Here is an 8,751-nt window from a genome sequence, read left to right as displayed (position 1 = left end):
GTGGGTGGGAGGGGGGAGGGGTTAGCGGCGGCCGCGCTTGACCTCGTGGAAGGCGGACATGCGGAGCAGGGGGAGCAGGTTGTCCCAGAGGGTCAGGGTGTCGTCGAGGTCGGGTACCTCGGTGAGGATCGGGCCGTGCAGACCCCGGTCGGCGCCGGGGATCATCAACACCGGCGAGCCGATGTCCGGACCGGCCGAGCCGAACGCCAGCGCGTGTGAGGAGTGCACCTCCGCGTCCCAGCGGTCGTCGTCGAGCGCGGAGGCCGCCTCGTCGAGACCGGCCGCTGTCACGGCCTCCGCGACCAGCTTGTCGCTGGGCGGGTTGCCGGCGTCGTGGGTACGGGTGCCCAACTCGGTGTAGAACCGGCCGGCGTCCTCGTGGCGGCCCTCCGCGCGCAGGGCCTCCACCAGCCGCAGCGCCCGGCTCGACGCCGCCATCGCCTCGGCGTACTCCGGTGGGGCCTGACCCCCGCTGAGAATGCTCAGGCTGAACGCCCGCCACTCGATGCGCAGGTCACGGGCTTCGGCGGCGGCGACCAGCCAGCGCGACGTGCGCCAGGTCCACGGGCAGAGGGGATCGAAGAAGAAGGTGGCATCCACCGCCCGAGAGTAACGCCCACCCTTCGGGCCGGCCTCCGGTGTGACCCGGACCACGCAAAGTGACGTTTAAGTCGTGTCACGCGGTGGGTTTCGCGGCTTCCCGGCTCGGGCAGTGTTCCAGCCACGAGGCGCCAGGGCGGCGAACCGGCAGGTCAGAAGCCCTGGCCGTGTCGTCGTGCGCCGGGGCACGAGACCTCTCCCCGGCTGTTGGCCGAGACCGAGGGAGGGGTCATGGATCAGCCGTACAGCAGGCCCGGCGTCGTGGTGCCGGGCGGCGGCCCGGAGCGCGGCGGAGTGCCGGTATGAGCAGACGCCGACCTCGGGCACGTGTCGCGGCGGCGACCGCCGCGCTGACGTTGCTGGCACCGATGGCCGCGTGCGCCTCCGGCGACGACGGTGGGGTGCCCACGATCAACCTCTACTACCCGCCGGAGCAGAACTTCCAGCAGGTGGTCGACCAATGCAACACGCAGGCCGCTGGCCGGTACCGGATCGACTACCGGGTGCTGCCGCGCGAGGCCGACGAGCAGCGGGTGCAGATGGTGCGCCGGCTCGCGGCCAACGACGACGGCATGGACGTGCTCGGTCTCGACGTCACCTGGACGCAGGAGTTCGCCGGCGCGAAGTGGGTCCTGGAATGGACCGGGCAGGACCGGGCCGAGGTGGAGGACGGCACCCTGGAGGGGCCGCTGGAGACCGCGCGGCACGAGGACAAGCTCTACGGCGCGCCGAAGAACACCAACGTCCAGCTGCTCTGGTACCGCAAGGACCTGGTGCCCGAGCCGCCGACCACCTGGAACGAGATGATCCAGATGGCGCAGCGACTCAAGGAGCAGGGCCAGCCGCACCAGGTGCTGACCATGGGTGCCCAGTACGAGGGCCTGGTGGTGCTCTACAACACCCTGGTCGCCAGTGCCGGCGGCAACATCCTCAACGCCGAGGGCACCGAGGCCGCGATGGACGAGGGTGCGGTGCGGGCGCTGGAGCAGCTCCGCGACTTCGCCACCTCCGGGGTGACCTCGTCGTCGTTCAGCAACGCCATGGAGGACCCGGTACGGCTGGACTTCCAGGCCGGTAACGGCGCCTTCCAGATCAACTGGCCGTTCGTCTATCCGGCGATGCAGGAGGCCAACCCGCAGTTGGCCGAGCAGGTCGCCTGGGCGCGGGTGCCCGGCATCGACGAGGGCACGCCGGGCCGGGTCACCATCGGCGGGATCAACCTCGCGGTCAGTTCGCACTCGAAGCACCCGGCGGAGTCCTTCGAGGCGGCCAAGTGCCTGCGTAACGCGGAGAGCCAGAAGTTCTCGGCGATCAACGACGGCGTGCCGCCGACCATCGAGAGCGTGTACGACGACCCGGAGATGGACGAGGCGTACCCGATGAAGGAAACCATCCTCGAACAGTTGCAGGACCCGGCGGTCCGGCCGCTGACTCCGGCGTACCAGAGCATCTCGACGGTGATGTCGGCGATCCTGTCGCCGCCGTCGGCGATCGACCCGCCCGCGACCGCGGACGAGCTGCGCGACGCCATCGCGGACGCGCTGGAGTCGAGGGGGGTTCTGCCGTGACCGAGCGAACCACGACGAGCGGCACCGACACGGTCGACGAGACGACCGACGCGGCCCGATCGGTGCCCGCGCAGCGGTCCCGTCGTTCCGGTAAGGCCCCGCTGAGCGAGAACAAGCGGGCCGAACGGAAACTGGGCTGGCTGCTGTGCGCGCCGGCCGCGCTGGTCATGGTCGCGGTGACCGGCTATCCGATCCTCTATTCGGTGTGGCTGTCGTTGCAGCGCTTCGACCTGCGCTTCCCCGACGAGCGGGAGTTCGTCGGCCTGGACAACTACGTCACCGTGCTGACCAACGACTTCTGGTGGACCGCGTTCGGCGTGACGATGCTGATCACGGTGGTCACCGTCGCCGTGGAGCTGGTGCTCGGCATGGGGCTCGCGCTGGTCATGCACCGGACGCTGGTCGGCCGGGGCATCGTGCGGACGGCGGCCCTGATCCCGTACGGGATCGTCACGGTCGTCGCCGCCTTCTCCTGGCGGTACGCGTGGACCCCCGGCACCGGTTACCTGGCCAACCTCTTCTCCGACGGCGCACCGTTGACCGAACGGGCCAGTTCGCTGGCGATCATCATGCTGGCGGAGATCTGGAAGACCACGCCGTTCATGGCGCTGCTGCTGATGGCAGGGTTGGCGCTGGTGCCGGAGGACCTGCTCAAGGCGGCCTCCACGGACGGGGCCACCGCGTGGCAGCGGTTCACCAAGGTGATGCTGCCGGTGATGAAGCCGGCGATCCTGGTCGCTCTGCTGTTCCGCACCCTCGACGCGTTCCGGGTCTTCGACAACATCTATGTGCTGACCAACGGGGCCAACGAGACCTCGTCGGTGTCGATGATCGCCTACAACAACCTGATCCGGGGCCTGAACCTCGGCATCGGCTCGACCATGTCGGTGCTGATCTTCATCGCCGTGGCGATCATCGCGTTCATCTTCGTGAAGCTGTTCGGTACCGCTGCCCCCGGCAGTGACGACGGGGAGAGGCGCTGAGATGGCTGACACCACCAAGGCCAAGCTCCAGTGGGGCGTGATGAACACGATCGTGGTCGTGTTCGCCCTGATCCCGGTGCTGTGGATCATGTCGTTGTCGTTCAAGACGCCGGCCACGCTCACCGACGGCAACTTCATCCCGCGCGAGTGGACGCTGGAGAACTACCGCAACATCTTCGCCACCGACCAGTTCGTCCGCGCGCTGATCAACTCCATCGGCATCGCGCTGATCGCCACCACGATCGCCGTCGTGCTCGGCACCATGGCCGCGTACGCGATCGCCCGGCTGGACTTTCCCGGCAAGCGCCTGCTCGTCGGCGTCGCCCTGCTGATCGCGATGTTCCCGCAGGTGTCGCTGGTCTCGCCGCTGTTCGAGATCGAACGGCAGTTGGGGCTCTTCGACACCTGGCCGGGGTTGATCCTGCCGTACATCACCTTCGCGCTGCCGTTGGCGATCTACACGCTGTCCGCGTTCTTCAAGCAGGTCCCCTGGGATCTGGAGAAGGCCGCGAAGATGGACGGTGCCACCCAGGGCCAGGCGTTCCGGCGGGTCATCGCCCCACTCGCCGCACCCGGGGTCTTCACCACGGCGATCCTGGTCTTCATCTTCTGCTGGAACGACTTCCTGTTCGCCATCTCGCTGACCTCCACCGAACGCTCGCGCACGGTGCCGGTGGCGTTGTCGTTCTTCACCGGCGAGTCGCAGTTCGAGGACCCCACCGGGGCGATCTGCGCGGCGGCCGTGGTGATCACCGTACCGATCATCTTGTTCGTCCTCTTCTTCCAACGCCGCATCGTCTCCGGCCTGACCTCCGGCGCCGTCAAGGGATAGGTGATTACTCGTGGCTGACATCGTGCTCGACAAGGTGAACAAGAAGTTCCCGGACGGCACCACAGCGGTACGGGACGTCGACCTGGAGATCGCCGACGGCGAGTTCGTGATCCTGGTCGGTCCCTCCGGCTGCGGCAAGTCCACCACCCTGAACATGATCGCCGGGCTGGAGGACATCAGCTCCGGTGACCTGCGCATCGGCGGTGAACGGGTCAACGACAAGGCCCCCCGGGACCGGGACATCGCGATGGTCTTCCAGTCCTACGCGCTGTACCCGAACATGACCGTGCGGGAGAACATGGCGTTCCCGTTGCGGCTGGCCAAGCTGGACAAGGAGACGATCAACCGCAAGGTCGACGAGGCGGCCAAGGTCCTCGAACTGACGTCGCTGCTGGACCGGCGTCCGGCCAACCTCTCCGGTGGGCAGCGGCAGCGGGTCGCGATGGGCCGGGCGATCGTCCGTCAGCCCAAGGCGTTCCTGATGGACGAGCCCCTGTCCAACCTGGACGCCAAGCTGCGGGTGCAGATGCGGACCGTGGTGTCCCGCCTGCAGAAGAAGCTCGGCACCACCACCGTCTACGTCACCCACGACCAGACCGAGGCGATGACCCTCGGCGACCGCGTGGTGATCATGCGAGGTGGGGCGGTCCAGCAGGTCGGCCCGCCGCAGGAGTTGTACGAGAACCCGAACAACCTCTTCGTGGCCGGGTTCATCGGCTCCCCGTCGATGAACTTCCTGCCCGCCACCATCGAAGAGGGCACCCTGCGTACCGCCCTGGGTGACGTGCCGATCGGCGACCGGATCCGCCGCGAACTGGAGGCCGCCGACGCCTCCCGGGACCTGATCCTCGGCATCCGGCCGGAACACTTCGAGGACGCCGAGCTGATCGACGACGAGACCCGCCGCCGGGGCATGGAGTTCGAGGCGCCGGTGGACATCGTCGAGTCGATGGGTTCGGACAAGTACGTCTATCTGACCGTCGAGGGGGAGCGGGCCACCGCCGCCGAGCTGGAGGAGTTGGCCGCCGACACCGGTGCCGCCGACTTCGCCGGTGGCGGATCGAACCTGGTCACCCGCCTGTCGGCCGAGTCGACGGTGACCGAGGGGGAGAACCGGCGGGTCTGGTTCAACCTGGAGAAGATCCACCTGTTCGACCCGTCCGACGGCCGCAACCTCACCCTTCACGAGGGCCGCGCGGCCGGCGCCCTGGACGCCTGACCACGTACGCCTGACACACCTCGTGCCCCCGACGGACCCGTCGGGGGCACGATTCTGTCTGCCCACGGCGCCCGCAGCAACGATGCTGACCACCAGGCACGCGGCAGCCGCCGATGCCCCCGCATCCGGTGACCTCCACGGGTGGACGGCCCTGAAGCGTGCAGGCACTAGGTATGCCTAGGTGGCTCGCGTGCGTCGCTAAACCCCGGTGAGCAGTGAAGATAGGTACGTGTTGCCCGATGTGGCCGCACCGGTGTCAACCGACGATTGATCCATCAGCGGTTGACAAGGAGACAAGCCATGTTGATGGACCCGGGCACGATGCTGGCTCTGGCGAACGATCGTCGCCGCGAGTTGATCGCCGAGGCCGACAGCGAGCGCCTACTCACCACCGCCCGCCGGGCCCACCGGGCCCGTGACACCCCGGCCGTCCGTGGCCAGCCCGCCGGTAACCTCACGTCGTGCGAACCATCCGCGGCGGTGCCAGCCCAGTGATGATCGGGCGGGACAGCGAGCTGCGCCGGTTGGCGCAGCTCGCTTCGGCGCGGGAGCCGGCGGTTGCGCTCATCGCGGGTGAGCCGGGCATCGGAAAGACCCGGCTGGTGCACGAGCTGCTGACCACCGTGTCGGCAGAGACCGTGGTGCTGGTCGGCCAGGCGGAACCCGGCTCGCTGTCCCGGCCGTACGAGGTGCTCCTTGGCGCCATCGACGGCCGTCCAGGCAGCGACGAGGAGCAGCTCGCGGCACTAGCGGACCCGCGGCGCAGCCCGGTCGAGCGCCTGCACACCGGCCTCGCGATCCTGGCCGACCTGATCGGCGACTCCCCTGCGGTCATCGTCTTCGAGGACCTGCACTGGGCCGACTCGGAGAGCGCGGCGCTGTTCGAGCGGATCGCCGACCAGCGCGGGCCGCGGCTGCTCATCGGAACGTACCGGCCGGACGAGGTGACCCGTCGCAAACCGGTGGCGGGCCTGCTGGCCCGGATGGAACGCCGGCACACCGTCACCCACGTCCGCCTGGACCGTCTCACCCCCGCACAGACCGCGGCGTTGCTGGCGGCGGCCACCGGCGCTCCGGCGCCGGTGCGCGCCGTGGCGGCACTGCACCACCGCACCGGTGGCAACCCGTTCTTCCTGGAGGAGTTGCTGCGTGCGCTGCCCGGGAACGACGTGGAGGCGCTGGTCGAGCAACCGCTGCCGTGGAGTCTCGCCGAGGTGTTACGCCGACAGGTCGACGACCTCGACCCGGTCAGCCACCGCATCGTCGAGGCGGCCACCGTGCTCGGCCACCGCATCCCGTTCGACCTGCTCGCCGACGTGACCGGTGTGGGCGAGGACCAGCTCATCGCCGTGTTACGCGACCTGGTCACCCGGGGCGTCCTGGTCGAGTCCGGCGACGACGAGTTCGCGTTCCGGCACGCACTGGTGCGCGAGGCGATCGTCGACCAGATGCTCGGCCGGCAGCGCCGCCGGCTACACGAGAGGGCACTCGACGTACTCCTGAACGGTGGTGCCTCCGACCCGGCCATGGTGGCGCACCACGCCCGTGGCGCCGGCCGGTACGACGACATGATCGCGGCGGCCCGTCGCGGCGCTGAGTTCTTCCTCTCCATCGGCTCCGCCTACCAGGCCCTGCAACTGGCGGAGATGGGCCTGGACGAGGTGCCCGAGGCCACCGACCTGCTCGCCTCGGCCGCCCGAGCGGCATGGTTGGCCGGACTGCTGGACGACGCCCTGCGGTACGGCCGGCGCTGGCGTGACCTTGCCGACACCACGACCGACCTTGCCGAGTCGCTGTACCTGCTGGTCCGCATCGCGTGGGAGTCCCGCGAGACCGACGAGATGCGCGCGCTGACGCACGACATCGGGACCCTGATCGCGCAGCTTCCCCCCGGCGCTGACCAGGCGCGGGCGATGACCGCGATCGCCCAGTCGGCGTACCTGCGCGGCGACTGCGACGCCGTGCTGCTCTGGTCCGACCGCGCGCTGGCGCTGGCGGAGCAGTTCGACCTGCCAGCCGTACGCCTGGCCGCGCTGGTCGAGAAGGGTGCGACGCTTGTCGAGCGCCCGCAGACCGCCGCCGACGGCCGCAAAATCCTGTCCGCTCTCGTCGACGAGGCCGAAAAGGCGGGCGAGTGGGTGTTGGCGGCCCGCGCCCTCGACGCCCTGGTGCACGGCGAGCCACCCACCTCGCCGACCGAGCAGGCCGAAACACTGGAACGGATGCGGGTCGACGCCGAGCGAGCCGGCTTCGAGTCACTCGCGGTGGCCACCTACTTCCAGGGCCGAGCCCGGCTGGCGGTGCGGGCCGGCGACCTGCGCGCCGCGACCACGGCGCTGGAGGAGGGGCGCGAGCAGGACCGCAGCTACCGGCGCCGGGGCCGCTGGGCCGACTATCACGGGGTCTTCCTCGCCGGGCTCTATCTGGAGGCCGGCGAGCTGGACCACACCGAGCAGCTCGTCACGGACCTGGCGGCGCTGCCCGACAACTGGCCGGCGACGGTTCCCAGCCTCGCGTTCCACCTCGCCTGTCGTCGCGGCGACCTCCCACGCGCCGAAGCGCGCCTGGAGGAACTCACCACGGCCCTGTCCGAGCAGCCGTGGCGCAGCAACGAGACGGCCCACGATCTGATCTCTGCCGCGCTGCACATCGGCTTGCCGACGCACCGGCTCGACCAGATGGCCGCCGCGCTACTCGATGCCAACGTCTGGGACGCCTACCGGACGCTCGTCGACGCCCAGCTCGCGGAGGCACGCGGCCAGCACGTCGAGGCGCTGGCCGGCTACCTGTCCATCGCCGACGCCCACATCCTGGTGCCGGCGACCCGTGGCACCGTACGCGTCGGCGCCGCCCGGTGTCTGCTCGCCGACGACCAGCGCGAGGAGGCCGCCGCGCAGGTGGAGGCCGCCGCACCCCTGCTGGCCGAGTGGCGTGGCTGGCGGGTGGCCCAGCTCGCCCACGTCCGCACCCAACTGGGCATGGCGCCGGTCGACGCGATACCCGCGGTCACAGGTCCGACCGCCCTGACCCCCCGCGAGCGGGAGGTGGCAGTACTGATCAGCGACGGGCTGACCAATACCGAGCTGGCCCGGCGTCTCTACATCTCACCGAAGACCGCCGCCGTGCACGTGTCGAACATCCTGCGGAAGCTGGGCGTCTCGTCCCGGACCGAGGTGGGTGACCTCCTCGGGCGGCATTGACCGCCACCGTCGACCAGGGAGCCGTGCGGCAACGGCTGGCAGCGACGCCGCCGGATGCACCAAGCTGCGGCTACTCGGCGGCCAACTGTCGGGTCAAGCGCTCTCGGTGTGAGGTGATGCGGGTGTGCCCATGCACGGAGCGGAAACCGCTCTGCGCACGACGCCCCGCACGGAGGCGCCGCTCATCCGGCGACACCCCGCAAGGCGTCGATCAGCGCGGCTTCCCGGGCGCTGCTCAGCCCGGCGCGGCGGTCCCGGTGCAGCCCTTCGGCACGTTCCCAGGCGAGGGTGGCGGCCAGCAGGTCGGTACGCGGGCGGTGACGGAGCCCGGCGGCCTCGGCCGCCGCAC

The 8,751-nt window shown here is 69.9% G+C and carries 7 protein-coding genes; 6 read left to right on the top strand and 1 reads right to left on the bottom strand.

The features are described 5' to 3' along the window. Window positions 1–21: 21 nt before the first annotated feature. The gene (locus EYA84_RS20495; RefSeq protein WP_131054664.1) at window positions 22–600 is read right to left on the bottom strand and encodes a DsbA family protein; all 579 of its coding nucleotides are present in this window, start codon (window positions 598–600) and stop codon (window positions 22–24) included. Between the two features lie 302 nt (window positions 601–902). On the opposite strand from EYA84_RS20495, the gene EYA84_RS20490 reads away from it, so the two are divergent. The 6 genes from EYA84_RS20490 (at window position 903) to EYA84_RS20465 (ending at window position 8,402) form a co-directional block, all read left to right on the top strand. Further along, window positions 903–2,168, top strand: coding sequence for an ABC transporter substrate-binding protein (locus EYA84_RS20490; RefSeq protein WP_131054663.1), 1,266 nt, complete (start codon window positions 903–905; stop codon window positions 2,166–2,168). Between the two features lie 62 nt (window positions 2,169–2,230). Continuing rightward, window positions 2,231–3,151, top strand: coding sequence for a carbohydrate ABC transporter permease (locus EYA84_RS20485; RefSeq protein WP_176095912.1), 921 nt, complete (start codon window positions 2,231–2,233; stop codon window positions 3,149–3,151). A gap of 1 nt (window position 3,152) precedes the next feature. Next, window positions 3,153–3,983, top strand: a complete 831-nt coding sequence (locus EYA84_RS20480) for a carbohydrate ABC transporter permease (RefSeq protein ID WP_131054661.1) — start codon at window positions 3,153–3,155, stop codon at window positions 3,981–3,983. A 10-nt stretch (window positions 3,984–3,993) separates the two neighbouring features. Next, window positions 3,994–5,202, top strand: a complete 1,209-nt coding sequence (locus EYA84_RS20475; RefSeq protein WP_131054660.1) for an ABC transporter ATP-binding protein — start codon at window positions 3,994–3,996, stop codon at window positions 5,200–5,202. 300 nt (window positions 5,203–5,502) lie between these two features. Beyond that, window positions 5,503–5,697 (top strand): hypothetical protein, encoded by a 195-nt coding sequence (locus EYA84_RS20470; protein ID WP_131054659.1) that lies wholly within the window; start codon window positions 5,503–5,505, stop codon window positions 5,695–5,697. Beyond that, window positions 5,664–8,402 (top strand): LuxR family transcriptional regulator, encoded by a 2,739-nt coding sequence (locus EYA84_RS20465; RefSeq protein WP_236145867.1) that lies wholly within the window; start codon window positions 5,664–5,666, stop codon window positions 8,400–8,402. The genes EYA84_RS20470 and EYA84_RS20465 overlap by 34 nt, the downstream gene beginning before the upstream one ends. Window positions 8,403–8,751 lie beyond the last annotated feature (349 nt).

The organism is Verrucosispora sp. SN26_14.1, assembly GCF_004307965.1.
Classification (GTDB): domain Bacteria; phylum Actinomycetota; class Actinomycetes; order Mycobacteriales; family Micromonosporaceae; genus Micromonospora.
The sequence above is the reverse complement of the archived record's forward strand: the minus strand, read 5'-3'. Positions and strand labels throughout refer to the sequence as shown.

What these genes read in the sequence shown, in the direction of transcription:
- EYA84_RS20490 (WP_131054663.1), top strand. Translation starts at nt 903, where the DNA reads ATGAGCAGACGCCGACCTCGGGCACGTGTCGCGGCGGCGACCGCCGCG.
- EYA84_RS20480 (WP_131054661.1), top strand. Translation starts at nt 3,153, where the DNA reads ATGGCTGACACCACCAAGGCCAAGCTCCAGTGGGGCGTGATGAACACG.
- EYA84_RS20470 (WP_131054659.1), top strand. Translation starts at nt 5,503, where the DNA reads ATGTTGATGGACCCGGGCACGATGCTGGCTCTGGCGAACGATCGTCGC.